Annotated in this window: 25 protein-coding genes; 10 read left to right on the forward strand and 15 right to left on the reverse strand. The window is 69.8% G+C overall.

Features of this window, described 5'->3' with window-relative positions; genetic code table 11:
* Positions 1-124: 124 nt before the first annotated feature.
* The 9 genes from ACFQVD_RS06115 to ACFQVD_RS06155 all read left to right on the forward strand — a co-directional run bounded on the left by ACFQVD_RS06115 (position 125) and on the right by ACFQVD_RS06155 (position 9,455).
* Positions 125-385 carry a hypothetical protein gene (locus ACFQVD_RS06115; protein ID WP_343963692.1) on the forward strand — a complete coding sequence of 87 codons (261 nt, stop codon included), beginning with the start codon at positions 125-127 and terminating at the stop codon, positions 383-385.
* Positions 386-604: 219 nt separating this feature from the next.
* Complete coding sequence (locus ACFQVD_RS06120) at positions 605-1,693, forward strand: chromosome partitioning protein ParB (protein WP_343963690.1); 1,089 nt, start codon at positions 605-607, stop codon at positions 1,691-1,693.
* A 94-nt stretch (positions 1,694-1,787) separates the two neighbouring features.
* Positions 1,788-2,276, forward strand: coding sequence for a PhzA/PhzB family protein (locus ACFQVD_RS06125; RefSeq protein ID WP_343963688.1), 489 nt, complete (start codon positions 1,788-1,790; stop codon positions 2,274-2,276).
* A gap of 175 nt (positions 2,277-2,451) precedes the next feature.
* The gene (locus ACFQVD_RS06130) at positions 2,452-3,633 is read left to right on the forward strand and encodes a 3-deoxy-7-phosphoheptulonate synthase (protein WP_343963686.1); all 1,182 of its coding nucleotides are present in this window, start codon (positions 2,452-2,454) and stop codon (positions 3,631-3,633) included.
* A gap of 29 nt (positions 3,634-3,662) precedes the next feature.
* Positions 3,663-4,286 (forward strand): isochorismatase family protein, encoded by a 624-nt coding sequence (locus ACFQVD_RS06135; RefSeq protein WP_343963684.1) that lies wholly within the window; start codon positions 3,663-3,665, stop codon positions 4,284-4,286.
* Positions 4,283-6,175 (forward strand): anthranilate synthase family protein, encoded by a 1,893-nt coding sequence (locus ACFQVD_RS06140; RefSeq protein ID WP_343963682.1) that lies wholly within the window; start codon positions 4,283-4,285, stop codon positions 6,173-6,175. Before ACFQVD_RS06135 ends, ACFQVD_RS06140 begins: the two co-directional genes overlap by 4 nt.
* Positions 6,172-7,038 (forward strand): PhzF family phenazine biosynthesis protein, encoded by an 867-nt coding sequence (locus ACFQVD_RS06145; RefSeq protein ID WP_343963680.1) that lies wholly within the window; start codon positions 6,172-6,174, stop codon positions 7,036-7,038. Before ACFQVD_RS06140 ends, ACFQVD_RS06145 begins: the two co-directional genes overlap by 4 nt.
* Before the next feature lie 59 nt (positions 7,039-7,097).
* On the forward strand, positions 7,098-7,733 hold the full coding sequence (gene phzG, locus ACFQVD_RS06150; protein WP_343963678.1) for a phenazine biosynthesis FMN-dependent oxidase PhzG: 636 nt from the start codon (positions 7,098-7,100) through the stop codon (positions 7,731-7,733).
* A 99-nt stretch (positions 7,734-7,832) separates the two neighbouring features.
* Positions 7,833-9,455, forward strand: coding sequence for a flavin-containing monooxygenase (locus tag ACFQVD_RS06155; RefSeq protein WP_343963676.1), 1,623 nt, complete (start codon positions 7,833-7,835; stop codon positions 9,453-9,455).
* A 143-nt stretch (positions 9,456-9,598) separates the two neighbouring features.
* Here ACFQVD_RS06155 and ACFQVD_RS06160 read toward each other — a convergent pair whose 3' ends face one another.
* The 3 genes from ACFQVD_RS06160 to ACFQVD_RS06170 form a co-directional block, all read right to left on the reverse strand.
* Entirely contained in the window at positions 9,599-10,852 is a 1,254-nt protein-coding gene (locus tag ACFQVD_RS06160; protein WP_343963674.1) for a flavin-dependent oxidoreductase, read from the reverse strand.
* A 141-nt stretch (positions 10,853-10,993) separates the two neighbouring features.
* A complete protein-coding gene (locus ACFQVD_RS06165; protein WP_343963672.1) occupies positions 10,994-11,320 on the reverse strand; it encodes an antibiotic biosynthesis monooxygenase family protein in 327 nt (108 codons plus the stop codon).
* A gap of 47 nt (positions 11,321-11,367) precedes the next feature.
* The gene (locus ACFQVD_RS06170; RefSeq protein ID WP_343963670.1) at positions 11,368-12,123 is read right to left on the reverse strand and encodes an FMN-dependent NADH-azoreductase; all 756 of its coding nucleotides are present in this window, start codon (positions 12,121-12,123) and stop codon (positions 11,368-11,370) included.
* Positions 12,124-12,316: 193 nt separating this feature from the next.
* Here ACFQVD_RS06170 and ACFQVD_RS06175 point away from each other — a divergent pair, with 193 nt between their 5' ends.
* Positions 12,317-13,135: an NAD(P)-binding domain-containing protein gene (locus ACFQVD_RS06175; RefSeq protein ID WP_343963668.1), complete on the forward strand. Its 819-nt coding sequence runs from the start codon at positions 12,317-12,319 to the stop codon at positions 13,133-13,135.
* 61 nt (positions 13,136-13,196) lie between these two features.
* Here the strand turns inward: ACFQVD_RS06175 and ACFQVD_RS06180 are convergent, their stop codons facing one another.
* The 12 genes from ACFQVD_RS06180 to ACFQVD_RS06235 form a co-directional block, all read right to left on the reverse strand.
* A complete protein-coding gene (locus tag ACFQVD_RS06180; RefSeq protein ID WP_364154422.1) occupies positions 13,197-14,705 on the reverse strand; it encodes an FAD-dependent oxidoreductase in 1,509 nt (502 codons plus the stop codon).
* A 69-nt stretch (positions 14,706-14,774) separates the two neighbouring features.
* Entirely contained in the window at positions 14,775-15,932 is a 1,158-nt protein-coding gene (locus ACFQVD_RS06185) for an acyl-CoA dehydrogenase family protein (protein ID WP_343963664.1), read from the reverse strand.
* A gap of 54 nt (positions 15,933-15,986) precedes the next feature.
* Complete coding sequence (locus ACFQVD_RS06190) at positions 15,987-16,391, reverse strand: Zn-ribbon domain-containing OB-fold protein (protein ID WP_343963661.1); 405 nt, start codon at positions 16,389-16,391, stop codon at positions 15,987-15,989.
* Positions 16,388-17,536: an acetyl-CoA acetyltransferase gene (locus ACFQVD_RS06195; RefSeq protein WP_343963658.1), complete on the reverse strand. Its 1,149-nt coding sequence runs from the start codon at positions 17,534-17,536 to the stop codon at positions 16,388-16,390. The genes ACFQVD_RS06190 and ACFQVD_RS06195 overlap by 4 nt, the downstream gene beginning before the upstream one ends.
* The gene (locus tag ACFQVD_RS06200) at positions 17,533-17,994 is read right to left on the reverse strand and encodes a MaoC/PaaZ C-terminal domain-containing protein (RefSeq protein WP_343963655.1); all 462 of its coding nucleotides are present in this window, start codon (positions 17,992-17,994) and stop codon (positions 17,533-17,535) included. The genes ACFQVD_RS06195 and ACFQVD_RS06200 overlap by 4 nt, the downstream gene beginning before the upstream one ends.
* Positions 17,991-18,491, reverse strand: coding sequence for an FAS1-like dehydratase domain-containing protein (locus ACFQVD_RS06205; protein WP_343963652.1), 501 nt, complete (start codon positions 18,489-18,491; stop codon positions 17,991-17,993). The genes ACFQVD_RS06200 and ACFQVD_RS06205 overlap by 4 nt, the downstream gene beginning before the upstream one ends.
* The gene (locus ACFQVD_RS06210) at positions 18,488-19,684 is read right to left on the reverse strand and encodes a RidA family protein (protein ID WP_343963649.1); all 1,197 of its coding nucleotides are present in this window, start codon (positions 19,682-19,684) and stop codon (positions 18,488-18,490) included. The genes ACFQVD_RS06205 and ACFQVD_RS06210 overlap by 4 nt, the downstream gene beginning before the upstream one ends.
* Positions 19,681-21,066: an MmgE/PrpD family protein gene (locus ACFQVD_RS06215; protein ID WP_386270576.1), complete on the reverse strand. Its 1,386-nt coding sequence runs from the start codon at positions 21,064-21,066 to the stop codon at positions 19,681-19,683. The genes ACFQVD_RS06210 and ACFQVD_RS06215 overlap by 4 nt, the downstream gene beginning before the upstream one ends.
* Positions 21,063-22,283: a CaiB/BaiF CoA transferase family protein gene (locus ACFQVD_RS06220; protein ID WP_343963642.1), complete on the reverse strand. Its 1,221-nt coding sequence runs from the start codon at positions 22,281-22,283 to the stop codon at positions 21,063-21,065. The genes ACFQVD_RS06215 and ACFQVD_RS06220 overlap by 4 nt, the downstream gene beginning before the upstream one ends.
* Entirely contained in the window at positions 22,280-23,314 is a 1,035-nt protein-coding gene (locus ACFQVD_RS06225) for an LLM class flavin-dependent oxidoreductase (RefSeq protein WP_343963640.1), read from the reverse strand. Before ACFQVD_RS06225 ends, ACFQVD_RS06220 begins: the two co-directional genes overlap by 4 nt.
* Positions 23,311-23,847 carry a MaoC family dehydratase gene (locus ACFQVD_RS06230; protein WP_343963638.1) on the reverse strand — a complete coding sequence of 179 codons (537 nt, stop codon included), beginning with the start codon at positions 23,845-23,847 and terminating at the stop codon, positions 23,311-23,313. Before ACFQVD_RS06230 ends, ACFQVD_RS06225 begins: the two co-directional genes overlap by 4 nt.
* Before the next feature lie 340 nt (positions 23,848-24,187).
* A complete protein-coding gene (locus ACFQVD_RS06235) occupies positions 24,188-24,961 on the reverse strand; it encodes a FadR/GntR family transcriptional regulator (RefSeq protein WP_343963636.1) in 774 nt (257 codons plus the stop codon).
* Positions 24,962-25,075: the final 114 nt, after the last annotated feature.

Raw genomic sequence — 25,075 nt, forward strand, 5'->3', positions numbered from 1 at the left:
CGGACGGCGCGAGATCGATTGGATCGCTCACCCTCGCACCGCTCACTTTACCGGTCCTGGATGAACATCCGTCGGCCGTCAGGGGGTCTCGTTGTCCGGACCGAGAGGCTTCGAGGTGATGGTCGTGAGCCCTGCGACGGGGTGTTCGTGGGAAGAGGCCGAGTGGTTGTGCGGCGACATGAGGTCGGACACGCCGCTGGGACGGCGTCGCGACGAGCGGATCGCCACCGGCGCCGTCGCCATCGAGGTCCGGTGGGTTCACGACCGCGTCAAGCTGTTCGAGGCCGCGGTGGAGGGGCGTCCCGCAGAGCTCCCGCCGGCAGGACCCGGTCGCTCGACCGCCACCGGCCGGCCAGGACGTGACACCGGCCACCAACTCGTATAGCACCTTGCCCGACCCGTCCCGATGTTCATCGTCAACTTCATAGATCCGCGAAAGCGCTGGTCGCCACACCTGTCACCGATCCGCTGAGCCTCAATGGAGAGGCCTGCCGTCCGGCCGGGTGCGCCGTTGCGTGGGCCCGCTTTCGTTCGTTTGTTCCTGTCCCAAAAGGACCGCTTTTCTCTGAAATTAAGGTGTTGACAACCAGGTTGGTGCCTAGGTGTGCTTCTTGCGAAGAATTCACCTTACCGTCACTCCTTCATGAAGGAAGGTATCACCGTGACACTTCACGTCGCAGCCGACACCGATCGGAATGACAAGAAGCATCTTCCCGAGGTATCGGATCTGCTCCGGGATCTGCCGAAAGGGGTCGTCTCCATAGGCGATCTCATGCCCTCGCTTTTGCCCCGCAAACAAGCGGAAGACCCTGCGCATATTCGCCGTCTCGCGGAGACCGAAAACAGTACGGACCCGATCTTTGTGCACCGCCCGACCATGCGCGTGATCGATGGCGCGCACCGGTTGCGCGTCGCCGCAATGAGAGGTGTGACGGAAATCACAGTTCATTTCTTTGACGGAAGCGAGGCGGATGCGTTCGTTCTTTCCGTACAGCTCAATGTCAGGCACGGCCTGCCGCTGACGTTGGATGAGCGCAAGGCCGCCGCCCAGCGCATCATCGGCTCCCACCCGCGCTGGTCGGATCGTGCCATCGCGGAACGTACGGGACTGAGCCCCAAGACCGTGGGCAAGGTCCGCAGCCGGGCGGGTGAGGCGGCTTCGCATCTGGACAGCCGCCTCGGGCAGGACGGAAGGGCCCGGCCGGTCAGCAGCGTCGAGGGACGCTACAACGCCGCGGCCCTGATGGCGACCAATCCCGAGATCTCGCTGCGCGAGCTGTCGAGGAAGACCGGCCTTTCGGTGGGAACGGTTCGGGACGTTCGCCAACGCCTCCACCACGGCCAGAACCCGATCCCGGAGCGGCTGCGCGGTCCGGAGGAGGGCGCGGCCGCCGTCGCCCCACCCCGGAACGGGACGAGGTCGCCGAGGGGGGAGATGAAAGCCACCGCGGTCGAGACCGTGTCGGTGGTGCAGAAGCTCGTCCGGGACCCGTCCCTGCGGTCGACGGAGTCCGGGCGGACGCTGCTGCGGATGCTCCTGCTCACCGAGATGGAGCAATCCCAGTGGGAGGAGATCGCCGAGGCGGTCCCCATCCATTGCGTGCCGCTCATCCACGCCGTGGTGCTCAAGCGCTGTGAGGATTGGAAAAAGCTGGCCAGCGTGGTGTCGCGGAAGTCCGAGAAAGCCGGCTGACCGCTAATTGTTCAGGCGATGACAGTACACCCCTTCCGTTTGCCGGAGGGCTGGAATACCGTCTGCGAAGACGGCAATCATCGGAGGGTTTGTCATGTCGGACAGTTCTCATTTCCCGGGAAACAGCGCGGAAGCAGAGCTTCGGAAGATCAACCGAGCAACGGTTGAAATTTATATGAACACCAGGGGTCAGGACCGTCTTCGGCGGCACCTGCTTTTTACCGAGGACGGCGTCGGCGGCCTGTGGACCAATGACACCGGACAGCCGATCGCCATTCACGGCCGCGACCGGCTCGGGGAGCACGCGGTATGGTCACTGAAGTGTTTTCCCGACTGGGTCTGGTTCAACGTCGAGATCTTCGAAACTCAGGACCCGAACTTCTTCTGGGTCGAGTGCGACGGTGCCGGGGCAATTCGTTTCCCCGGTTATCCCGAGGGCCGATACGAGAACCACTTCCTGCACTCGTTTCTGCTGGAGAACGGAAAGATCAGGCAGCAGCGGGAGTTCATGAACCCGTTCGAGCAGTTGCGCGCGCTGGGCATCCCCGTCCCCGAGGTCAAGCGTGAGGGAATCCCCACCTAGCGGCGACCGCTCCCTTCACCGGCTTCGATGACTCACGGTCGTCGGCGGTTGCCGTGTCAGGGCGGCGGCCGGAAAGCCGATCAGGATCCATGGTCAGCCCACCAGCCAGGCGACCATCTCTGGACATCCCCCACCGAGTCAAGGACGATCCCGGCGCGCAGGGCGCCTTCAACCGATGGAGATTGGTGACCTCGTCATGCCCGATATCAGGCTGAGCACGGCGTTACAACAGCCCGAGTGGAGCGATGTCTCGCAGGTACAGCGCGTCGGTGAGGCGCTGGCGTCCCGCCCCTCGCTCGTCAGGGCGGAGGACGTGCGTGGCCTGCGCGCTCTTCTCGCCGATGTCGCGGCGGGCGGGGCCCTGGTCCTGCAGGCGGGGGACTGCGCCGAGGATCCGGAGGAGTGCACGCGAGAGCACGTCACCCGCAAGTGCGCCACGCTGGACGTGCTGGCCGGCGCGCTCAAGATGGTCACGCACAAGCCGGTGCTCCGGGTCGGGCGTATCGGCGGCCAGTTCGCCAAGCCGCGGTCCAACCCCACGGAACAGGTCGGCGATGTCACCCTCCCGGTGTTCCGGGGGCACCTGGTGAACGGCCCGGAGCCGACGCCCGAGAGCAGACGCCCCGATCCGCTCCGCATCCTCACGGGGTACATGGCGGCGAGCGACATCATGGAACACCTGGGCTGGCGTGGTTCGTATCGCCGTCCCGAGATCGACCCGCCCGTGTGGACCAGCCACGAGGTGCTGCTCCTGGACTATGAGGTCCCGATGCTCCGCCGGGACGCGGCGGGGACGCTGATCCTCGGTTCCACGCACTGGCCGTGGATCGGGGAGCGGACCCGGCAGGTGGACGGCTCGCACGTCGCCATGCTCGCGGAGGTGGCCAACCCGGTGTCCTGCAAGGTGGGCCCGAAGATGACGCAGGACGAGCTGCTCGCCCTGTGCGAGCGGCTCGATCCAGAACGCGAGCCCGGCCGGTTGACCCTGATCGCCAGGATGGGCGCGGAGCTGGTCGCCCACCGGCTGCCATCGCTCGTCGAGGCCGTTCGCGCCGCGGGGCATCCGGTCATCTGGCTGTGCGACCCCATGCACGCCAACACGGTCGTCACCCCGGACGGGCGCAAGACCCGCGTGGTGGGGACGCTCATGCGGGAGGTCCGCGACTTCGTGGGCGCGGTCGAGGCCGCCGGCGCCGTCGCAGGCGGCCTGCACCTGGAGACCACCCCCGACGACGTCACCGAGTGCGTCACCGACGAGGCCGACTTCGGCCGGGTGGGGGAGCGGTACACGAGCTTCTGCGATCCAAGGCTCACCCTCTGGCAGGCGGTCTCGGTGATCTCGGCCTGGGGCGACTGACGTGAACGATCCGATGAGAAAGGACGATCATGCCTGGTATACCCCCTATTGAGCCCTATCTGATTCCCACGGCAGGCGATCTGCCTCCCAGCACCGCCCAGTGGGTTCCCGACCCCGCCCGCGCGGTCCTTCTCATCCACGACATGCAGCGCTACTTCGTCAAACCCTTCCCCGGCTCGGTGCGGGACGGACTCATTCGCAACATCGCGCTGCTGCGCGATCGCAGCGTCGCGCTCGGCGTTCCGGTGGGCTACACGGCCCAGCCCGGTGACATGAGCGAGGAGCAACGAGGGCTGCTCAAGGACTTCTGGGGGCCGGGCATGCGCAGAGCCCCCGCCGACCAGCTGGTGGTCGACGAACTGGCCCCCTCACCCGGCGACTGGATGTTCAACAAGCTGCGATACAGCGCGTTCTTCCGGTCCGACCTACTGGACCGCATCCGGGAGGGCGGTCGCGACCAGTTGATCGTTTGCGGGGTGTACGCGCACGTCGGAGTGCTGATGACGGCGATCGACGCGTTCACCAACGATCTCCAGACCTTCCTGGTCGCCGATGCCGTCGCCGATTTCACCGCCGACCACCACCGGATGACCCTCGAGTACGCGGCCGAACGCTGCGCGGTCGTCATCACCGCGAAGGAGGTGTTCTCGTGACCGGACCGGGCGTGATCGGCGACGACCTGCTCGACCTGGTGCTGGCGCCCCGGCCGCCGGCCTTCGCGCTGCTCCACCGCCCCGAGGCGCACGGTCCGGCACTGCTGGACGTCCTGGTCGGAGAGGTCGCCCAGGTCGCCAAGCTGGCCGACATCCTCCTGCCCGGCGCGGGGCAGGCCGGAGGCGCCGCCGGCCACGATGTGCTGGCGATCATCCCGTACCGGCAGATCCGCGAACGCGGCTTCGTGTGCGTCGACGACGACGCCCCGTTGTTCACGATGACCGTGACCGGGCAGCGGACGGTGCCCGTCGCCAAGGCGCTGGCCCAGATCCCCGACGTCCCCGTCACCGTTTCCGGCGGGCACTTCGACGTGGCCGACGACGACTACGCCGAGACCGTCCGCAGGGTGGTCAAGGAGGCGATCGGCGAGGGCGAGGGCGCGAACTTCGTCATCAAGCGGTCCTTTGTCGCCGACATCGGCGACTACACGCCGCACAGTGCCCTGGCCTTCTTCCGGAGACTGCTCGAAGTCGAGTCGGGCGCGTACTGGACCTTCATCGTCCACACCGGGGAGCGGACGTTCGTGGGCGCCACCCCGGAACGGCACGTCACCCTGTACGGCGGTGTCGCCACGATGAACCCCATCAGCGGCACCTACTGCTACCCGAGGTCCGGCCCCACGCTGCCCGAGGTCATGAACTTCCTCGCCGACCGGAAGGAGTCCGACGAGCTCTACATGGTCGTGGACGAGGAGCTCAAGATGATGACGCGGATCTGCCGGCCCGGTGTACGGGTGGTGGGCCCACGGCTCAAGGAGATGGCGCGGCTCGCGCACACCGAGTACTTCATCGAGGGCGACAGCGACTGGGACGTCCGCGACATCCTCCGCGAGACGATGTTCGCCCCGACCGTCACCGGAAGCCCGCTGGAGAACGCCTGCCGGGTCATCGACAGGCACGAGCCGCAGGGCCGCGGCTACTACAGCGGGATCGTCGCCCTCATCGGACGTGACGCGTCCGGCGGCCGGACCCTCGACTCCTCCATTCTCATCCGCACCGCCGACATCGACGGCGCGGGCAGGGTGCACATCGGTGTCGGCGCCACGCTCGTCCGCCACTCCGATCCGGTGTCGGAGGTCGCGGAGACCCGAGCCAAGGCGGCCGGGCTGCTCGCGGCGCTGGAGACCCCCGACCCCGCCAGGCTCGGGACGCACCCCGACGTGCGTGACGCGCTGGAACGGCGCAACGCGACCATCGCCGGCTTCTGGCTGGGCACCGGCGCCGAACGGGCGGCGTCGTTCCCGGAGCTGGCAGGGTGCCGGACACTGATCGTCGACGCCGAGGACACCTTCACCTCGATGCTCGATCACCAGCTACGCGCCATGGACATGTCGGTGACGGTACGCCGCCACGACGAGATCCCTCCCTTCGACGGGTACGACCTCGTCGTGCTGGGACCGGGCCCCGGCGACCCCCGCCAGTCCCAGCATCCCAAGATCGCCTACCTGCGGTCGGCCGTGGACGCCCTGCTGGCCGAACGCCGCCCGTTCCTGGCCGTCTGCCTGAGCCACCAGATCCTCAGCACCCGGCTCGGGTTCGACCTACGCCGCCGGAACGCTCCCAACCAGGGCGTACAGCGGGAGATCGACCTCTTCGGCGATCGGCAGCGGGTGGGGTTCTACAACACCTTCGCGGCCCGGTCGGACCGGGACAGGAGTGAGATCGACGGCGTCGGCGCGGTGGACGTCTGCCGGGATCCGGAGACGGGCGAGGTGCACGCGCTGCGCGGCCCGCGTTTCTCCTCGCTCCAGTTCCACGCCGAGTCCGTGCTCACCCAGAACGGCCCGCGCATCCTCGGCTCCTTCATCGGAAGGGTGCTGAGCGGATGACGGCACACCAGGTAGCACCAGACGAGACGCACTCGTACGTGGTCATCGACTCGTTCACCGACACGCCGCTCCGGGGTAATCCCGTCGCCGTCTTCTTCGACGCAGAAGACCTCCACGCCGACCGCATGCAGAGCATCGCCAGGGAGATGAACCTCTCGGAGGTCACGTTCGTCCTCCCGCCGAAACAGGGCGGCGACGCGCACATCCGCATCTTCACTCCGGTCAACGAACTCCCCTTCGCCGGTCATCCGCTCCTCGGAACGGCCATCGCGCTCGGCGAGTCGTTCACGGAGGACAGGCTCCTGCTGGAGACGGCGATGGGAGTCATCACATTCGACCTGGAGCGCGTCGGCGGGAGGACCGTCGCCGCTCAGATGGAGCAGCCGATCCCGACCTGGGAGGAGTTCGACCGCGCCGACGAACTGCTGGCCGCGCTCGGCGTGCCCACCCCGGAGCTTCCCGTGGAGATCTACTCCAACGGTCCCCGGCACGTTTTCGTGGAGCTGGAGAGCGTGGCGGCACTGTCCCGCGTCAATCCCGACCACCGCGCACTGGCCGTGTTCCCGGACATGGCGACCAACTGTTACGCCGGTTCCGAGACGAGCTGGCGGAGCCGCATGTTCTCCCCCGCCTACGGGGTGACCGAGGACGCGGCGACGGGCTCGGCGGCGGGTCCGCTCGCCGTCCATCTCGCCCGCCACGGGCGTATCGGGTTCGGCCAGTGGATCGACATCCACCAAGGGGTCGAGATGGGCCGGCCCTCCCTGATGCGGGCCTGGGCGGACCGCGCCGCGGACCGCGTCACCTCGGTGCGGGTCGGAGGATCGGGCGTCACCATCGCCCGCGGAGTGATCTACGTCTGATGAGAGGGCGTACGGGGAGCCGGCGGCCACCCGTCAGTGACAGAGTCCCGGAGGCAGAGATGAGCAGCAGGTTCGAGAGCCTGACCGGCGTGATGGACAGGGCGTTCCCCGAGTACGACAGGCCCCCGGCCGAACCGATGGGGCTGGTGCAGCGGTGGATCTCGTCGGCGGTCGAGGCGGGCGTGCGCGAGCCGTTGGCCCTCGCGCTCGCCACCGCGGACGGTCGAGGCCGCGCCTCCAACCGGACGGTCAGCATCGTCGACGTCTCCGAGCAGGGGGTGGTCTTCACCAGCCACAGCACCAGCCAGAAGGGGCGGGAACTCGCCGAGACCGGCTGGGCCTCGGGGTTGCTGTACTGGCGGGAGACCGCGCAACAGGTGATCGTCTCGGGCACCGCGGTCCTGCTGAGCGAGCCTGAGGCGGATCGGCTGTGGGCCGCCCGCCCGGTGCCGCTGCACGCCATGTCGACGGCCTCCAGGCAGAGCGAACCCATCGACGACGTCTCCCGGCTGCGGCTGGAGGCGGACCGCCTGTCGGCGTGCGGCTCACCCCTGCCCAGACCGGCGAGGTTCGCCGGCTACCGCCTGGCGCCGGTCACCGTCGAATTCTGGTCCGCCGCCGCCAGCAGGCTGCATCGGAGACTGCGCTACGACCGGACGCCGGCGGGCTGGAGCGCCGTCAGGCTCCAGCCGTGAGGGCTCGCCACGGCTAGACACCGAGATTCGTGCGACCGGCATCGCGGCCGATCCGGTCGCCCACATGAACCCGGGACACAGACACGAAGGAGTTCACCCGTGATCGACAGGAAGACCGACCTCGACGCGATCGTCATCGGGGCCGGGTTCGGCGGCATCTACATGCTGCACAAGCTTCGCAACGAGCTCGGCCTCGCCGCCCGGGCCTTCGACCGGGCAGGTGGTGTCGGCGGCACCTGGTACTGGAATCGTTACCCGGGCGCCAAGTCGGACAGCGAGGGCCTGGTCTACCGGTACGCGTTCGACAAGGAGGCGCTCCAGGAGCCGATCGGGAACAACCGCTACATCGATCAGGCCGACATGCGGGCCTACCTCGAGTCGGTGGTCGAGAAGTACGACCTGGGCAGGGACATCCAGCTCAACACGAGCATCGAATCCGCGGTGTTCGACGATTCGCGCAGCGTCTGGACCGTGACCACGGACAGCGGTGAGAGCCTCACCGCACGCTATCTCGTCACCGCGCTGGGCGTCCTGTCGGCGGCCAACCTTCCCGACATCAAGGGACGTGACAGCTTCCGGGGCCGCCTGGTCCACACCGGCGCCTGGCCCGAGGATCTCTCGGTCGAGGGCAAGCGGGTCGGCGTCATCGGCACCGGCTCGACCGGCACCCAGTTCATCTGCGCGGCCTCGAAGACGGCCGGGCACCTGACGGTGTTCCAGAGGTCGGCGCAGTACGTCGTCCCGTCCGGCAACGGCCCGCTCAGCGACGAGTTCAAGGCGAAGTACCGGGCCAACTACGAGGAGGTCTGGGAGCAGGTCTGGAACTCCTACGTAGGATGCGGGTTCCAGGAGAGCGACGTTCCCGCGATGAGCGTCTCCGAGGAGGAACGCCGGCGGGTGTTCCAGGATGCCTGGGACAGGGGGAACGCCTTCCGTTTCATGTTGGGCACGTTCTCCGACATCGCCAGCGACCCGGCCGCCAACGAGGCCGCCGCCGAGTTCATCAGGTCGAAGATCAGAGAGATCGTGAAGGACCAGGAGACCGCGCGCAAGCTCACCCCGAACGACTACTACGCCAGGCGCCCGATCAGCAACGAGGACTACTACGAGACCTTCAACCGCGACAACGTCTCCCTGGTCAGCCTCAAGGAGAATCCGGTCAGGGAGATCACCCCGAACGGCCTGCTCACCGAGGACGGTGTCGAGCACGAGCTCGACGTCCTGGTCTTCGCGACCGGGTTCGACGCGGTCGACGGCAGCTACCGGCGGATGGACATCCGCGGCCGCGGCGGCGAGACCATCCGGCAGCACTGGCAGGACGGGGTCAGCAGTTACCTGGGCATCGCCACCCCCGGATTCCCGAACCTGTTCATGATCTACGGTCCGAACACCGTCTTCAGCAACCTGCCGCCGGCGATCGAGACCCAGGTCGAGTGGATCACCGACCTGATCGCGGCGTCGCGGAAGTACGACCGGCCCTCGGTCGAGGCCACCAAGAGCGCGGAGGACGCCTGGACCGCGGTCTGCGAGGAGCTCGCCGGCCACACCCTCTTCCCGAAGGTCGACTCCTTCATCAACGGCGGCAACATCCCGGGTAAGAGGAGAGGGGTCATGTTCTACTTCGCGGGGCTGGCGGCGTACCGCCAGAAGCTGCGCGAGGTGGCCGGAGCCGGCTACGAGGGCTTCGTCCTGCACGACGACTCGTCACCGACCCGGTCCTGAGAACGGTGCCGTAGCACCGGCGTGGGCCCCGGCCACCGGGGCCCACGGCCGTATCGAGGCGACAGAGCTCGCGCGGCGAGCACCGACGCCGGCATCCGCCTGGGGCGGATGCCGGCGTCGGTGAATCCGGCGGGGGAACGGGACTACTTACCTGATTCCAGCAGCGAGTTCACATCGCCGTCGGCGGAGTAGTGGCGTTCGACGGTGCTGCGGTAGGCGCTGGTGAGCGCTGCCAGGGCGGTGCTCTTGTCCTGGTCGGTGCGGGGGGCCATGGCACGTTCGGTGCGGTCCATGTTCCGGTTGGCGTGGGTGATCGCGGTGGTGGCGGGACGCCGGGCGGTTTCGTAGCGCCGCAGCGCGGTGGCCGCATCGCCGTGGTGGGCGAGTTCGGCGGCGAGGCAGGCCGCGTCGAGGATGGCCTGCGAGGCACCGTTGGCGCCGATCGGGTACATCAGGTGGGCGGCATCGCCGAGCAGGGTGACCCGGCCGTTCCCCCAATCGGCCAGCGGATCGCGGTCGACCATGGGGTAGTGCAGGATCCGACCGCTCCGGGCGAGCATGTCCGGGACGTCGAGCCAGTCGAAGTCCCAGTGCAGGTAGTGGGGCAGCACGTCCTCGAGTCGTCCGGGACGGTCCCAGTCGGGGTCGCCGGACACCTCCGCTCCGGGGGCGGTGACCAGGCACACCCAGTTGACCAGGGCCTTGCCGCGTTCGCGGTGGCGTGCCGAGATCGGGTAGGCGACCAGCCGGGTGGCCTGCTCGTCGCCGGCCACGATCATGGTGCGTCCGTCGAGGAAGTCGTCCAGCTCGGTCAGGCCACGCCACATGTGCACCCCGCCCGGGGACAGCGGGGCCTGGTCGGGATGGAGCTGGGAGCGGACCGCGGAGTGCAGCCCGTCGGCGCCGACCAGTGCGGCGCCCTCGAATACGGTCGTGCCGCCGGTGGCCCGGTCGTGGGTGTGGGCACGGACGCCGTCACGGGTGTGTTCGAAGGTGTGCAGGCGGGTTCCGGTGCGGACCGCGCCGGGGCCGAGCCGGTCGCGGACCGCGGCCAGCAACATCATCTGCAGTTCCCCGCGATGGATCGAGTACTGCGGGAACCGGTGCCCGGCCGCGACACCCCGGGGTTCGGCCCACAGCGTGGTGCCCGTGTGGTCGAGGTAGCGGTGCTCGCGGGTGGGAATGCCGGTCGCCGCCAGCTCGTCGCCGAGTCCGAGGCCGACCAGCTCGGCGATGGCGGCGGGCTGGATGTTGATCCCGACCCCGAGCGGATGGATCTCGCCGGCGGCCTCCAGCACGATCGCGTCGATCCCCCGGGCGTGCAGGGCCAGGGCTGTGCTCAGCCCCCCGATCCCCGCGCCGGTGATCACGATGTCAGCGGTATTGGCGGTGGTCATGGTGACTGTTGTGCTCCTCGCGCGTCGATGATCTGCGGCGGGCTCGGGCCATGGAATCCGGCGATCGGCCCCGCCGGCCGGACCGGTCGGCGGGGCGATCCGCGGTCGTCTCGGGACTCCCGGTCGGAGAGTCCTCAGAGATCAGGCATGGTGGATGGAGACCACCGAGTACACGTGCGGTGCCGGCTTCGCCAGCTCGGCCGTCCTCTTCCCGAGGGACTGCACCTCCGGGTCGGCCATGGTGGCCTTGACGTCGTCCTGGCTGCGCCACTGGGCGAAGTTGACGACCCGGGTGCCGTCGACGCTGGCGAGTATGTTCACCGAGACGAAGCCCGGCCGGTTCTTTATCACCTTCTCGGTTCCCTCGTTCAGGAGGTCGATGAGCTCCTGCTGCTTCGACGCGTCGACATCAAAGACGTTGATGAGGGTCACCGGCGCACCGCCGACACGGATGACGGTTTCACTCATGAGGCGTATCTCCTTGTCAATCTCTCGTACGGTCCATCTCTTCACTCCTATGACGAACCGCGACGGCCAGAGGTGACCGACCGGCCGGCCGGAGGCCGGGCGGCCAGCTCGGTCACCGCGGCCCGGGCCGCCGTCAGCGAGCTCGCCGCCAGCGCCCGGAAACGGGCCAGCCCCGGCACGTCCCCGGCTCGGGTCATCTCGGCGTGGACGAAGTGCAGGTCCTCTTCGGCCACCCCGAGGTCACCGAAGTACGCCCGCAGGTAGGGCGTCTGGAAGTCGAAGCCGTCCCGGGGCGTGCCCGGTCGGTAGCAGCCGCCTCGCGCGGTGACCACCACCACCGTCGTGCCGCGCAGCAGGCTGTCCCCGGTACCCGGGTCGGTGAACGCCCCCGGGAATGTCACCCGGTCGATCCATGCCTTCAGCGCGGCGGGGACCGAGAAGTTGTACATCGGAACACCGATCAGCACCGTGTCCGTGGCCAGCAGTTCTGTGATCAGCGGCCGGGTCAGTGTCCACTCCCGTTCCTCGGCCGGGCCCTCGACCAGTACGGACACCTCGGCCGGCGGGACGCCGCCGTGCCGCTGCACCCGCTGGCCGAGGGTGACGAAGGCGGAGGTCACCAGTGGCACCGGGTCGGCGGCCAGGTCCCGGTAGCGGTATCCGGCGCCGTCGTGCAGCCCTCGCCAGGTGTCGGCGAACAACGCGGTCAGCTGTTTGCTGACCGAGTCATGGAAACGGGCGGCACTGGAATCCAGGTGCAGCAAGGATGTGGCCGGTTCCTCGACGGCCGGGGTGGTGATCATAAGGCCCCCTCTCTGTCACTGTGAGTGTCATGTCAATGACGAACGGTGACGGGGAAAGGTGACCGGAAGGCCGCGCCGGAGTCGCCTGGCCGGGCGATCCGGGAGGAATCATTCGGCACGGGGCCCGGAACGCTTGGCGGCGGACCATCGATGCGGCAGAGTGAAACTCTGTTTCCCTTTTGGAGGTCGCGCTGTGCGTTACGTCATCATCGGTTGTGGCAACGTGGGCATGGAACTCGCCCGCCGCTGGACCTCCGCGGGTCATCAGGTGACCGGCACCACCACCTCGGCCGAGCGTGTCGACGAGCTCAAGGCCGTCTGTGCCGACGTGGCGGTCCTGCGGGGCAGTGACAGCACGGCGGTGCGGGACGCGACGCGCGACGCCGACGCCGTCGTGCTGACGGTGAGCCCGCGGATCGCCCGCTCCTTTGACGCGAACGGCCGGATCGCCGAGTACGCGGACACCCTCACCGCCACCGCGCGGACCGCCGCCGCCGTGCACCCGCGAGTCGTCTTCACCAGTTCGACGTCCGTCTACGGTTCCGGTGACGGACGACCGCTGGACGAGTCGAGCCCGACGACCGACGATCCGGACGCGTCGCCGCGCAACTTCGTCGCCGCCGAGGACGCCGTCCTGGCCACGCCGCGCGGGGCGGTGGTGCGCATCCCCGATGTGTACGGGCACCCGCGCGACATCGACTACGTGACCCGGGTGAAGCTCGCCCACGAGATGCTCGGCGGCAGCGTGCCGTTCGCGGCGGACGCCCTGCTGTACCGCGTCGACTACCGTGACGCGGCCGCCGCGCTCGACTTCGTGGTGAGCCATGACCTCGTCGGGGTCTTCAACGCGGTCCCGGACGGAGTCGTGCCGCCGGCCAACGAGGAGGTGTTCGGCCGGATCTGCGCCGAGCAGGGCTGGCCGGAGCTGAGCTACCGCGCCGAGATCAAGACCCCGTCGGTACCGGTGAGCTCCGCCAGGCTGCGGGCGGCGGGTTTCCGCTTCGCGCACTGACTCACCCGAGCCGGGTCGCTCTTTTCCGGTACTGCTCGGTCGCCCCTGGCCGTACGGCCGGTCACCTCCCGGCCATGGCGAGCCGGCGGCCCACCAGCCGGCCGAATGCCATGGCCGGGGTGAGGCACATGCCGGAACAGAACGCGTTGCCGTTGACGGCGGCGGAGCCGATCACCTCACCGACCGCGTACAGGCCGGGAATGACCTGCCCGTCGCCGCGACGCACCCGCAGCCGCGCGTCCACGTCGAGTCCCACGAAGGTGATCAGGGTGACCGGGTGGTTCTCGATCGCGTAGTACGGCGGCTCGGCGATCGGCGCGGGCAGGTGGGCGCGGGCGAAGTCGGGGTCCCGCCCAGCCGCCACGAAGAGGTTGTACCGGGTCACCTCGTCGATGAGCCCGGCCGCGTCGATGCCCGCCTGCTTGGCGAGTCCGGCCAGGTCGGAGGCCTGGTGCACGCCGCGGCGCTGCCCGCACTGCGCGACCAGCTCGGCTGGACTCCACCCGTGGACCATCGGCTGTGACTCGCGGAGCGCCCGCGCGTCGAACACCATCCAGAAGGTCATCTGCTCGACGGTGGTGAGCACCCGTTCCTTGCGGTCGATGCTCGGCTCGTCCTCGGCGATCCAGCGGCGGCCACGCCGGTCGACGTAGATCTCCCAGGGGGGCCGCTCGACGGCCACCAGCTGGGGCCGGTGCGACCAGTCCACCCGCAGGTCCCCGTCGTTCGGGGGCAGCCCGCCGAAGGTCGGGATGTACATGCCGGAACCCTGCAGGCCCGCCCCGGCCCGCCGGCCCATCAGCAGCCCGTCGCCGGTGGAGGTGGGGGCCGCCGAGGTGGTCAGCGGCGCGCCCTCCAGCTCGGCGAACAGCTCCGGCTCGTACCCGAATCCACCGGTGGCGAGTACCACCGCGGGTGCCCGCCACCGGGTGCCGTCCTCGGTGATCACCCCGGTCGCCGCGCCGTCCTCGACCAGCAGCTCGGTGACCCGTACCCCGCAGCGCAGGTCGATCCGGCCGGCGGCGCGGTGCGCGTCCAGCAGCGGGCGCAGCGCGGCCAGGATCGCCGGGCCGCCGGGCAGGGCGGTGGCGTGGACGGTGCGTGGCGTGCGGTACGGCTCGTGACCGTGGACGATGCGGGGGGTCTGCGGGTCGGGGACGAATCCGGACGCGATCAGCCATTCCAGCACGGCCGGCTGCTCGCGCAGTGACAGCCTGGTCAGATCCTCGCGAGCGGTGCCCCGGCTGATGCGCCGGATGTCCTCGAAGTGACGTTCCGGATCGTCGTCGATGCCGCGCTCACGCTGTGCGGAGAACCCTCCGGCGGACAGGTGGCCGCCGGAGTAGGGCAGCGCGCCTCCCACGTCGGGCGCCTTCTCCAGCAGCAGCACCCTGGCCCCCGCGTCCGCGGCGGTGATGGCGCAGGCGAGGCCGCCGGGCCCGGCCCCCACGATGATCATCGCTGGTCGCGCGCCCTCGGCGTCGACGCCGGTGGCGGGCGACCGGGCGGGGCGCGTTCCCGGGGCGGACGCCACGCGTGTCTCTCGCTCGGCCGCGAAGTGTGTTTCCATAATAGGAACAGTGTTTCCATCGACCGGGTGGGGCGTCAAGGCGTGATCACCAGCCGGTCGACGGCGGTTTCAGAGGGCCGTCTCGCCGCGGAGGACGGACTTGGCCACCAGCGTGCGCAGGACGTCGTTCGTGCCCTCGCCGATGCTCATCAGGATCGAGTCGCGGTAGAGGCGCTCCACCTCGTACTCGGTGGAGTAGCCGTAGCCACCATGGATCTTCATCGCGTCGATCGACGCCGCCAGGGCGACCTCGGAGCAGAAGATCTTCGCCATGCCCGTCTCCCCGTCGGCGCGCCCCTTGCGGACCGCGTCCGCGGCCCAGTAGGCCATCAGACGAGCGGCCTGGACCTGGGTGGACAGGTTCCCCAGCTGCAACTGGATCGCCTGGAAGTCGGCGATGGCCTGATTGAACGCCCTGCGCTGCCTGGCGTAGGCGAACGCCTCGTCATGGGCGCGCTGGGCGATGCCGACCGAACGCGCGGCGATGTTCACCCGGCCCCACTCCAGAGCGGAGAGCGCGTGCTGCATCCCCTTGCCCTCGACGCCGCCGAGCAGGTTCTCCCTGGGGACGCGCACATTGTCGAGCACCACCTCGCAGGACTCGGTGCCCTTGTAGCCGAGCTTGGGGATGTCCTTGGTGACCCGGTAGCCCTCCAGGGAGGAGTCCACCAGGAGCACGCTCATGCCCTTGTGCGCGGGGGAGGTGCTCGGGTCGGTCTTGACCAGGACCGGGAGCGGATCCGCGTACCGCGCGTTGGTGATCCACATCTTGGTGCCGTTGACGACGTAGTGGTCACCGTCGAGCGTCGCGGTGGTGCGGATGCCCTGCAGGTCGGTGCCGGCGTCGGGCTCGGTGAGGCCGATGCCGGTACGGCGGACGCCGGCGGCGAGGTCGGGAAGGTACTTCCGCTTCTGCTCCTCCGTGCCGCGCATCGCGATCATCCGGCAGGCCAGGGAGTGGCTGCCCAGGATGCCGGCGATGCCCATCCAGCCACGGGCTATCTCCTCGAAGACCAGCGCGAACGAGACGGGGTCGAGATCGAGGCCGCCGTACTCCTCGGGAATCGTCATCCCGAACAGGCCCATCTCCCGCATCCCGTCGACGATCTCCGTCGGATAGCGGCCGGACTGCTCCCACTCACGGGCGACCGGGATGATCTCCCGATCGACGAAGTCGCGCAGGACGGCGCGGAACTCGCGCTGGTCCTCGTCAAGCTGGAAATCCACTGCGACTGCCTTTCTTGACCGGAGCCTCCGTAGACTCCGGTGTTCGGAAGCTGTTCAGGAGACGTCGGCGGGAACGAAGACGGGAAGGGCACGCCCGTCACCGAGGCCCACCCAGGTGAGCCGGACCGGGTCGTCGATGCGCCACTCCTCCTCCGGCCGGCCCTCCAGCCGGGTGAGCAGGATGACTCCCTCGGCCAGCCGGACGCGGGCGATGACATAGGGAACGTCGAGTTCCGGGCGCGGCGCCCGGTGTACGACGGTGAACGAGTCCACCACGCCGGTCCCGGCCGACGTGCCCCAGTCCAGACGGTCAGAGCCGCAGTGCACGCACAGCGCGCGCGGCGGGTGCTGCCTTCCCGCGCAGCCGGCGCAGGTCTGAACCAGCAGCCGGCGGTCCCTGGTCGCCTCCCACCAGGGCAGGGTGATCTCGTCGGGCGGCGGAACCTCGGGGGCGATCACGTGTCCACCCCCAGCACCACGGTGGCGTGCGTCGACAGGATTCCTCCCGTACCGTGGGCCAGCGCGAGACGCGCGCCGGGAACCTGCCGGTCACCGGCCTCGCCGCGCAGCTGCGCCACCGCCTCGATCAGCAACATGACCCCGAACTGGCCGGGATGGCAGTAGGACAGGCCACCGCCCGAGGTGTTGAGCGGGAAGTCGCCACCCGGGCGGATCCTGCCGTCCGCGATCCAATCCAGCGCCTCGCCCCGGCCGCAGAAGCCCAGCGCCTCCAGGGTGAGCGCCACGGTGATCGTGAACGAGTCGTAGACCTGCGCCACGTCGATGTCGGCCGGGGTGACGCCGGCCCGCGCGAACGCGTCGGCGCCGGAGCCGACCGCGCCGGTCACGGTCAGGTCGGCGACGGCGGTCATCGAGGTGTTGGTGGTGCGCTCGCCGTACCCGAGCACCTCCACCGGCTTCCTGCGCAGGTCCCTCGCGCGCTCGGAGGAGGTCAGCACGATGGCGCCGCCGCCGTCGGTGACCAGGCAGCAGTCCAGAGCGGTCAGCGGGCTGGAGATCATCGTGGAGCCGACCACCTCCTCGGCGGTCAGCGACCGGGTGCCGTGGCGGAACGCGGCGGGGTTCAGCAGCGCCCACTCCCGCGCCGCCACGGCGACCTCGGCGAGCTGCTCCCGCGTCCCGCCGCACATGTGAAGGTAGCGTCGCGCGGCCATCGCGTAGTACGAGAGCGGAAAGAGCGGGCCGTACGGCGTCTCGAACTGGGCCTCCGGTGTGTGGTCCTCCACCACGCCCCCGAGAGAGCGGGAACGGGCCGACCGCTGGTTGGAGGCGAAGCTGATCACGACGGTCTCGGCCTGACCCGCCTGGATGGCCTGGGTCGCCCGCGCGACGAACATCTCGAAGGCGGAGCCGCCCGCGTACGTCGAGTCGGTCCAGCGCGGCTGGAGCCCGAAGTGGTCGGCGAGCTGGGTCGCGGAGAACCGGGAGACCCCGGTCGTCGCCAGCCCGTCGACGTCACGCAGGGTCAGCCCCGCGTCGGCGAGCGCCCGGCCGATCGCCTGGGCCTGCAGGCCGAGAACCGACCGGTTGGTGACCCCGAGATCCGACTCGGCGGCCCCGACGATCGCGACACCGGTCCTCATCTCACCTCCGGTCCGCCGGCGACGCCGGGTCTCGCCCCCGGTCCGTCGGCGACGCCGAGCAGGACCCGGGCGCGCGCGGGACCCGCGGCGACCCGGTCGACCCCGCCGTCGGCACCGATCACGACCACCCGCTGGCTGAGCACCAGGAAGTCGTCACCGACCTCCGAGACCGTGCCCTCGCAGCGGACCGTCTCCTCGGCGAAGACCAGTGACCTGAAAGCGAAGTCCAGTTCACGCACGAAACACCGCGGACCGAGCCAGTCCTGGATCTGTTCGACCAGCAGGGCCCCGAACACCTGGCCGTCGACGACCGGCGCGGGAACCCGCTGCCTGGCGACGAACTCGGAGTCGTAGTGCAGCCGGTACCAGTCCCAGGTGGCTCCCGCGTAGGCGACCATGTCCGCGAGCCCGATCCTGCGTTCGAGCGGGGGGACGACCTCCCCGGGTTCGTGGGTCATGCCCCGGCCTCCAGCGATACGAAAATGATGGTCTCCTCGTTCTCCGCGAGCAGCTCGCCCCGCTGGTCGGTGTAGGCCGCCCGCGAGGTGACGATCAGCATCTCCGCGCCGGACCTGGTGGTCTTCTCCGTCGCGTCCTTGATCTCCCAGGTGGCGGTGACGACATCGTCGGGGCGGATCCTGCGGTGGAAGACGTAGGAGTTGCCGCCGCGGACCTTGCGGGTGCCCGGGATCTCGATCCCCCAGTTGTGCCCGGCGTCGCCGTCGGGGCCTATCGGCAGGCCGGCGTACTGGTTCGTCTCGCAGATCAGGGTGGGCGGAGCGGTCACCCCGGCCAGCCCCTGGGCGCGCGCGTACTCGGGATCGGAGTACAGCGGGTTGTCGTCCCCGACGGCCAGGCCGAAGTACCTGCACGCGGCGGCGCCGAGCTCCTCCGGCGCGGTGTAGACCCGCCTGCGCCCGACGAGCGCGCGGATCTCCTCGGTGAGCAGCGTCACGACGGGTCCTTCGGATAGAGGGCGGTCGGGAACACCTCGAGCAGGAACTCGGGACGGAGCAACTCCTTGCAGATCGCTCCGGTCGAGGCCGGCCACGGGGGGGAGAGCAGGCGCTCACGGACCGGCGCGACCACGCGGTAGTCCGGCAGGGCCGACTCGACGCAGAACTCGACGGTCGAGAGCAGGTTCTCGGGACCGAGACCGGCGTGGGAGAGCAGCTGCCGGATCGCCCCGTAGGTCTCCTCGGCCTGCGCCCTGAGATCGCCGGGGTGGAGCGCCTCCTGGGTCTCCATGTCCAGCGCCGCGAAACCGGACATGAACAGCGTGCGGCCCGCCCGGACGCCCGGCGAGTAGGTCAGGGTGTCGTACCGGGACCAGCCCGGGTTCACCGGTTCCAGCGGATGCCTGGAGGCGGTGACGTCGATCGCGACCATGGACTCCGGGTGGTGCAGGCGGCTCATCAGGATGCCCCCGGCCCCCGGGTACACCCCCGCTCCGCCGAGTCGTTCCTTGCGCACCCGGTGGCTCTTGCGGTAGACGCCGCGGGACGCGGGAGTCGAGTAGTCGTAGGTGGTGACGGCGTTGTCCAGGGACAGTCCCGCCTGGCGCAGCAGCGCGTCCGCCCGGTCGAGGCAGTACGCGTACTGGCCCACGAAGTCGCCGGGGCAGACGATGTCGCCGGACTCGTCGACGGGCACGACGGTCGGCAGGTACACCGCGCCGTCATGCCCCTCGCGCACCGGGGAGGCGGCCCACCCGCCGGCGGCCGGCAGCTCGGTGCCGCCGCCCCTGACGGCGTGCATCTCGATCTCCAGCAACGCGGCCGAGCGGACCAGTCGCTCCACCACCACCGTGGAGAGCGTGGGCCGGTGCGCCCCGAAGACCTCCTCGCGCACGGCGGCCGCGGCCTCGTAGTCGGGCAGGCCCGCGAGGGTGACGTTCTCCGTCACGTGCACCACGTCGTCCGGGCCGAGGCCGGCGGCCTCGATGATCGTCAGCACCTTCCGGTAGGCGATCCGCGCCTGCTCCTCCATGGTGCCGGAGACGACCATCTTGCCGAGCGCCTCGTCCCGTGCGGCCGCGGTGTGCCCGGACGACCAGGCGCTGTCGCCTTCGGACAGGGCGAGGCAGAAGGTGAAGCCCTCGTAGGGGAACCAGGGGAACTCGGCGGGTCTGACAGCTCGCAACGTCATCTCTGCTCCTGACTGCGCTGGGCGAACTCGGCTGCGGCGGCGGCCGCGGCGCTCAGTACGGCGGTGAGGTCCGGTTGCCGGTCGAGCGCCTCGACGACGTCGACGAGCCCGGTCGCCCGGCCTCCCACGTTGCCCTCGAACTTGGCTATCAGCGCGTCCCGGCTGAGCGGGTTGGCCCCGCCCCCCTCGCTGCGCCGCACGGAACCGTCGACGACCCGGCCGTCGCGGAGCCTGACGGAGACGCGTCCCGGCGCGTCGGCGGCGACGAGCCCCGAGGGCTCGGCGACCTCCCAGCGGACCCGGGCGGCGAGCTCGCTCACCTCGGCACGGGCGATCGAGCGCGGCTCGAAGGTGTCCAGGCTCACCCCCCGGTCGACGACCAGTGCCGCGACGGTCCAGGGGAGCGAGAACTTCGCGGCGTAGGCGCTCGCCGGTCGCAGCAGGTCGCGGGAGGTGTCGCAGACCACCGAGGCGGAGTCGGGGTGGACCTGGGCATGTATCTCGCAGACGTCCTCGGGGCCGAACGGCTCGCGCGCCATCGCGTCGAGGGTCGCCCCCATGGTGGCGTGCGAGAGCTGGCAGGCCGCGTATGGCTTTATGCCGATCCGGGTGGTCTCCCACCGGTCGCCGAGGTCGGCGGTGATCGACCGCGGGTCCACGCCACCCTGAGCGAGCGCGTCGAAGACGCCGTGCGGCCCTTCGAAGACCGTCTCCGGCCCGGTGGCACCCGCCGCCGCCAGGCGGGCGGCGATGACGCCCGACTGCGAGGCGAACCCGGGATGGAGCTGTTTGGTGGAGGCCCCGGTGCCGAGGAAGGCCAGCAGGCCCCCCGCCTGGCTGCCCGCGATGCCCAGCGCGTCGGTGGTCCGGGCGACGTCCAGGCCGAGCAGCCGCGCGGCGACCAGAGCCGAGGAGAAGACGCCCGCGACCATCGTCGCGTGCAGGCCGCGCGCGTGGAATCCGTGCGGGGCGGCGGCGGCCACCCGGCAGGCGGTCTCGTACCCCGCCACGGCGGCGGTGAGCACCTCCCGGCCTGACGCGCCGACCTGCTCGCCGACGGCGAACGCCGCGGGCAGGACGACGGCGGTGGCGTGCACGAGGCCGCCGGCGTGGGTGTCGTCGAAGTCGAGGGCGTGCACGAGCGTGCCGTTGGCGAGGGCCGCGGCGGGCGCCGAGAGCCGGTGGCCGGTGCCGAGGACCGTCGCCTCGGCGGGGCCGCCGAGATCTCGCGCCACGGTCAGCGCGGGGGCCGCGGCTCCGGTCCGGTACGCGCCGAGCGCGGTGCCGATCCCGTCGAGCAGGTGCCGGGTGGCGGCCTGGCGGACCGATGCGGGAACGTCGGTCAGACCGAGCGCCCAGGCGGCCAGTTCCCGAGCGATCATCGGGCGGCCGCCCCGGTCACCTCGCCGAACGCGCCCTGGGCCTTCAGCTCGTCGATCGTCGCGTCGTCGTATCCCACGATGTCACGGACCACCAGGTCGAAGTCCTCGTTGCGGAGCGGGGCACGGCGGTAGGTCGGCGGCTCGCTGCCGACCCGCACCGGTGAGGCGACCTGTTCGACCGTGCCGAACCGGGGGTGCTCGGTGGTGACGCGCAACCCGCGCGCCCTGGTGTGCTCCTCCGCCAGCGCGGCCGCGACGTCGTTGATGGGCGCACAGGGGATCGAGGCCGGATACAGGACCTTCAGCCACTCGGCCACGGTGCGCTTCCGGAAGATCTCTTCCAGGAGTCCGAGCAGTTCCACACTGTTTCGCTGCCGGCCCGCGAACGAGCCGTAGGGGGAGTCCGGCTCGGCCCATTCGGGATGGCCGACGACGTCGGCGAGGCGGGCCCAGAACTTCTCCTTGGCGCAGCCGACGACCAGCCAGCCGTCACTGGCCTCGAACGCCTGGAACGGCACCAGCGAGGGGTGGGCCGAGTGGCGGGTACGGGCCGGGGTGAAGCCCGCGTTCAGGTGCCAGGCGGCCGGATAGGTCAGCATCCCGATCGCGGTGTCGTACAGGCTGACGTCGCAGTCCATGCCCGTCCCGTCGCGCCGTGCCGCGTGCACGCCGGCCAGCAGCGAGAGGGCGGCGACCAGCCCGCCCGAGTAGTCGACCAGGGAGAGCCCGGACTTGGTGGGCGGCCCGTCGGGCTCGCCGGTGAGATCCATCCAACCGGCCAGACCCTGGAGCACGTAGTCGTAGCCAGGCTCCTTCCGGCGCGGGCCGGTCATCCCGAAACCGGTGAGCGAGCAGCAGACGATGGCCGGGTTCAGATGCCTGAGGTCGTCGTAGACGATACCGATCTTCGCCGGGACGTCGCCGCGGAGGTTGGAGTAGACCACGTCGGAGACCTTCACCAGGTCCTCGAAGACCCTGCGCCCGGCCGCCGAGGACAGGTCCAGGGACAGGCTGCGCTTGTTGCGGTTGAAGGTCTCGAAGAACAGCGAGTCCTCACCCTCGCCGTACGGCGGCACGTAGCGGCCGACGTCACCGCCCACCCTCGGGTCCTCGATCTTGATCACTTGGGCGCCGAGGTCGGCGAGGTGCACGCTGCCGAACGGACCGGCCCCGTATTGCTCGACGGCGATGATCCGGATGTCTTCCAGAGGCTTCAAGAGGTGCTCCCTGCGATGTCTGCCATGAGCGACAGGATCTCGTTCTGAGCCGCGCGGATCTCGGCGGCGGTGAGCCCGTGGGTCGGCGGGCTGAGCTTCACCGAATCGGCCTTCCCCGCGTAACCGGCGATGCGTTCGGCCACCTGGTCGCGGGTGCCGGTCATGGTGAGCACGTCGACCATCTCCGGGGAGACGGAGCCGGCGAGGTAGTCCGCGCCCCGGCCCTGCCGGAACGCGTCGACGACCGCCCGCTGCTGGTCGGCCAGGCCGTGGAAACCGAAGAAGTCGGCGTAGGTGCGGACGCTGGCGTAGAAGCCGACGACCCCCGACACGCGACGGACGGCTGTCCGCCGGTCGCCGGCGACGGAGCAGCAGGCGGACACCACGACGTCGAAGTCCGCGCGCCTCTTACCCTCGACCCGGGCGATCCCCGCCTCCAGCTCCGGCAGGACCAGCTCGTCCAGGTAGCGCGGGGAGCAGAGCTCGTGGCTGATCCAGCCGTCGCCGATCGTCCCGGCCAGCCGGGTCATCACCGGTCCCATCGCCGCCAGGTAGATCGGGATGTCCGTCCGCCGCACCCCGAAGGGCCGCTCGTAGCCCCGCATCCGCATCGGCTCGTACTCGCCGGTGAGGGCGATCTCGGCGCCGGTGGTGCAGGTCTCCCAGAAGTGGCGGATGTTCCGGACGGTCTCCCTCATGTGCCCGGCGGGCTTGCCGAAGCGGGCGTTGTGCCAGTCCTCGTTGAGCCGCCGCACACCGGTTCCCAGCCCCAGGACGAAGCGCCCGTCCGACAGCTCGTCGATGTCGAGCGCCTCCAGGGCGGTGATCATCGGGCTGCGGGTGAAGGCGAGCGCGATGGCGGTGCCGATCCTGGCCCGCCTGGTGGCCGTCGCGAGAGCCGCCGCGGTGACGGTGGCGCTGCGATGCAGCTCGGGAACCCAGATGACCTCGGCGCCCGCGGCCTCCGCCCTGCGGGCCACCTCCGTCAGCTCCCCGAGGGACTCACCCCAGGGGGCGAAAGTGATCCTCATGGGTGGGACGGCCCCTGGTCGCCGGTGAGCGGCTTCTTGCCGGTCGGGAAGAGGCCCTCCAGCTGGGGCGCGCCCCTTCTGTAGACGTAGAAGGTGCGCTTGAACGAGCAGACCTCGTCCCCGTCCTGGTTGAGCGTCCGGGTGCGCACGGTGACGATGCCCGCGTGGGGGCGGCTGCCGGACTCCCGCTTCTCCAGCACGAGCGACTCGCTGTACAACGTGTCACCCGCGAAGACCGGGTGGGTCATCCTGATCTCGTCCCAGCCCAGGTTGGCGAACGCGTTCTGGGTGATGTCGGTGACGCTCTGCCCGACCGCGATCGCCACGGTCAGGGTGGAGACGACGAGCGGCCTGGTGAACTCGGACCGCGCGGCGTACTCGGTGTTGAAGTGCGTCTGGTTGGTGTTCATCGTCAGCAAGGTGAACCACGTGTTGTCGGACTCGGTGACCGTCCGGCCCAGGGGATGCTGGTAGACGTCACCCACCTCGAAGTCCTCGAAGAAGCGGCCCTTCCAGCCCTCTTTGATCGCCATTGCCTTCCCCGGATGCTCGCGTCGGTAGATAATGTCAGACGTATGAAGCGTAGGGCAATGAGGTGGCCCTGTCCAAGGTGTCCGATGCCCCGGTGCCGCCGGTGTGAGGTGCCGTTCACATCGTTCAACAGGCAGAACAGGGGCGCTCATCGAGTCAGGCCGCCGTGCTGCCCGACGGCAGAAGTGCCGGGAAAAGCGCCTGTGGCGAATACATCAGATATTTCAAGCGAGCCTTCCTCTCCGGGCATGTGGAAACCGGAGGGAACTCGGGCCCGAACTCTCGGAGGCGTCCGGTCTCGCAGGTCCTCGGCGCGGTGGAGTCCGTCCCCGGGACCTTCGCTCAGTCGTGGTAGGCGTCACGGATTCTGCTCAGGTGGACCTGCATGGCCTCGCCGGCGCCCTCGGCGTCGCCGGCGTCGATGCGATCCACGATCGTTTCGTGCTCCCGGTCGACCTGCGCCCAGAACTCGCGCGGCACGTCCGGGCTGAGGAACCGTGACTGCAGGACCCGGAAGACCGGCTCGGTCATCACGGTCAGCAGGCCGTTGCCGGTCGCCTCGATGATGATCCCGTGGAAGTGCCGGTGCTCGTTGAACCTCACGCTCCGGCCGCGACTGTGCTTCTCGCGCTCCATGGCGGCCCGCAGCGCGTCGACGTGTCGTGGCTCGCGGCGCCTCGCCGCGAGCCCGGCGGCGCGGACCTCCAGCATCTCGCGCGCCTCAAGGATGTCCGCCAGGGTCAGGGTGTCCGAGCCCGACATCAGGCCGATGCTGGTCTCGAGGTAGTCGCTGACCTGGTCCGGCTCGACATGGGCGATGAAGGTTCCGCCGGTGGTGCCTCGAACCGTCCTGACGAGCCCCTGCGAGGCGAGAACGCGCAGCGCCTCGCGGACGGTGCTCCGGCTCACCCCGAAGTTGCCGCCGAGATCGGCCTCGGGAGGCAGGCGATGTCCCGAGACGAGCGAGCCGTTGAGGATCAGCTCGCGCAGCTGGTCGGCGACCTGCTGGTACGCCGGGCGCAGCCGGCTGACCGGCAACGGGGGCGGTACCGCCGGAGGGGCCGTGCGCGTGGCGTCGTTCTGTCCCGCCGTGGACGGCGTGCTGCCCTGCCCCATGGTTTCGCCTTCTCAACCGATCGTTTGGCGGTCCGTGCCGTCCTGCGGAGGGAGCCGTCGGCGAACGAGCCGGGACAGCAGGTCCTGCCCGTGATCACGCCTCTGGTCAGGAAT

This window comes from Streptosporangium amethystogenes subsp. fukuiense (assembly GCF_042665875.1).
In the GTDB taxonomy this organism is placed as follows: domain Bacteria; phylum Actinomycetota; class Actinomycetes; order Streptosporangiales; family Streptosporangiaceae; genus Streptosporangium; species Streptosporangium fukuiense.

Excerpts from the sequence above, each read along its gene's own strand:
- ACFQVD_RS06135 (WP_343963684.1), top strand. The coding sequence starts at position 3,663 with ATGCCTGGTATACCCCCTATTGAGCCCTATCTGATTCCCACGGCAGGC.
- ACFQVD_RS06160 (WP_343963674.1), bottom strand. The coding sequence starts at position 10,852 with ATGACCACCGCCAATACCGCTGACATCGTGATCACCGGCGCGGGGATC.
- ACFQVD_RS06230 (WP_343963638.1), bottom strand. The coding sequence starts at position 23,847 with ATGGCGATCAAAGAGGGCTGGAAGGGCCGCTTCTTCGAGGACTTCGAG.
- ACFQVD_RS06225 (WP_343963640.1), bottom strand. The coding sequence starts at position 23,314 with ATGAGGATCACTTTCGCCCCCTGGGGTGAGTCCCTCGGGGAGCTGACG.
- ACFQVD_RS06130 (WP_343963686.1), top strand. The coding sequence starts at position 2,452 with ATGGAGATTGGTGACCTCGTCATGCCCGATATCAGGCTGAGCACGGCG.
- ACFQVD_RS06235 (WP_343963636.1), bottom strand. The coding sequence starts at position 24,961 with ATGGGGCAGGGCAGCACGCCGTCCACGGCGGGACAGAACGACGCCACG.
- ACFQVD_RS06200 (WP_343963655.1), bottom strand. The coding sequence starts at position 17,994 with ATGACCCACGAACCCGGGGAGGTCGTCCCCCCGCTCGAACGCAGGATC.
- ACFQVD_RS06125 (WP_343963688.1), top strand. The coding sequence starts at position 1,788 with ATGTCGGACAGTTCTCATTTCCCGGGAAACAGCGCGGAAGCAGAGCTT.
- ACFQVD_RS06210 (WP_343963649.1), bottom strand. The coding sequence starts at position 19,684 with ATGACGTTGCGAGCTGTCAGACCCGCCGAGTTCCCCTGGTTCCCCTAC.
- ACFQVD_RS06180 (WP_364154422.1), bottom strand. The coding sequence starts at position 14,705 with ATGGAAACACACTTCGCGGCCGAGCGAGAGACACGCGTGGCGTCCGCC.
- ACFQVD_RS06165 (WP_343963672.1), bottom strand. The coding sequence starts at position 11,320 with ATGAGTGAAACCGTCATCCGTGTCGGCGGTGCGCCGGTGACCCTCATC.
- ACFQVD_RS06215 (WP_386270576.1), bottom strand. The coding sequence starts at position 21,066 with ATGATCGCTCGGGAACTGGCCGCCTGGGCGCTCGGTCTGACCGACGTT.
- ACFQVD_RS06170 (WP_343963670.1), bottom strand. The coding sequence starts at position 12,123 with ATGATCACCACCCCGGCCGTCGAGGAACCGGCCACATCCTTGCTGCAC.
- ACFQVD_RS06195 (WP_343963658.1), bottom strand. The coding sequence starts at position 17,536 with ATGAGGACCGGTGTCGCGATCGTCGGGGCCGCCGAGTCGGATCTCGGG.
- ACFQVD_RS06145 (WP_343963680.1), top strand. The coding sequence starts at position 6,172 with ATGACGGCACACCAGGTAGCACCAGACGAGACGCACTCGTACGTGGTC.
- phzG (WP_343963678.1), top strand. The coding sequence starts at position 7,098 with ATGAGCAGCAGGTTCGAGAGCCTGACCGGCGTGATGGACAGGGCGTTC.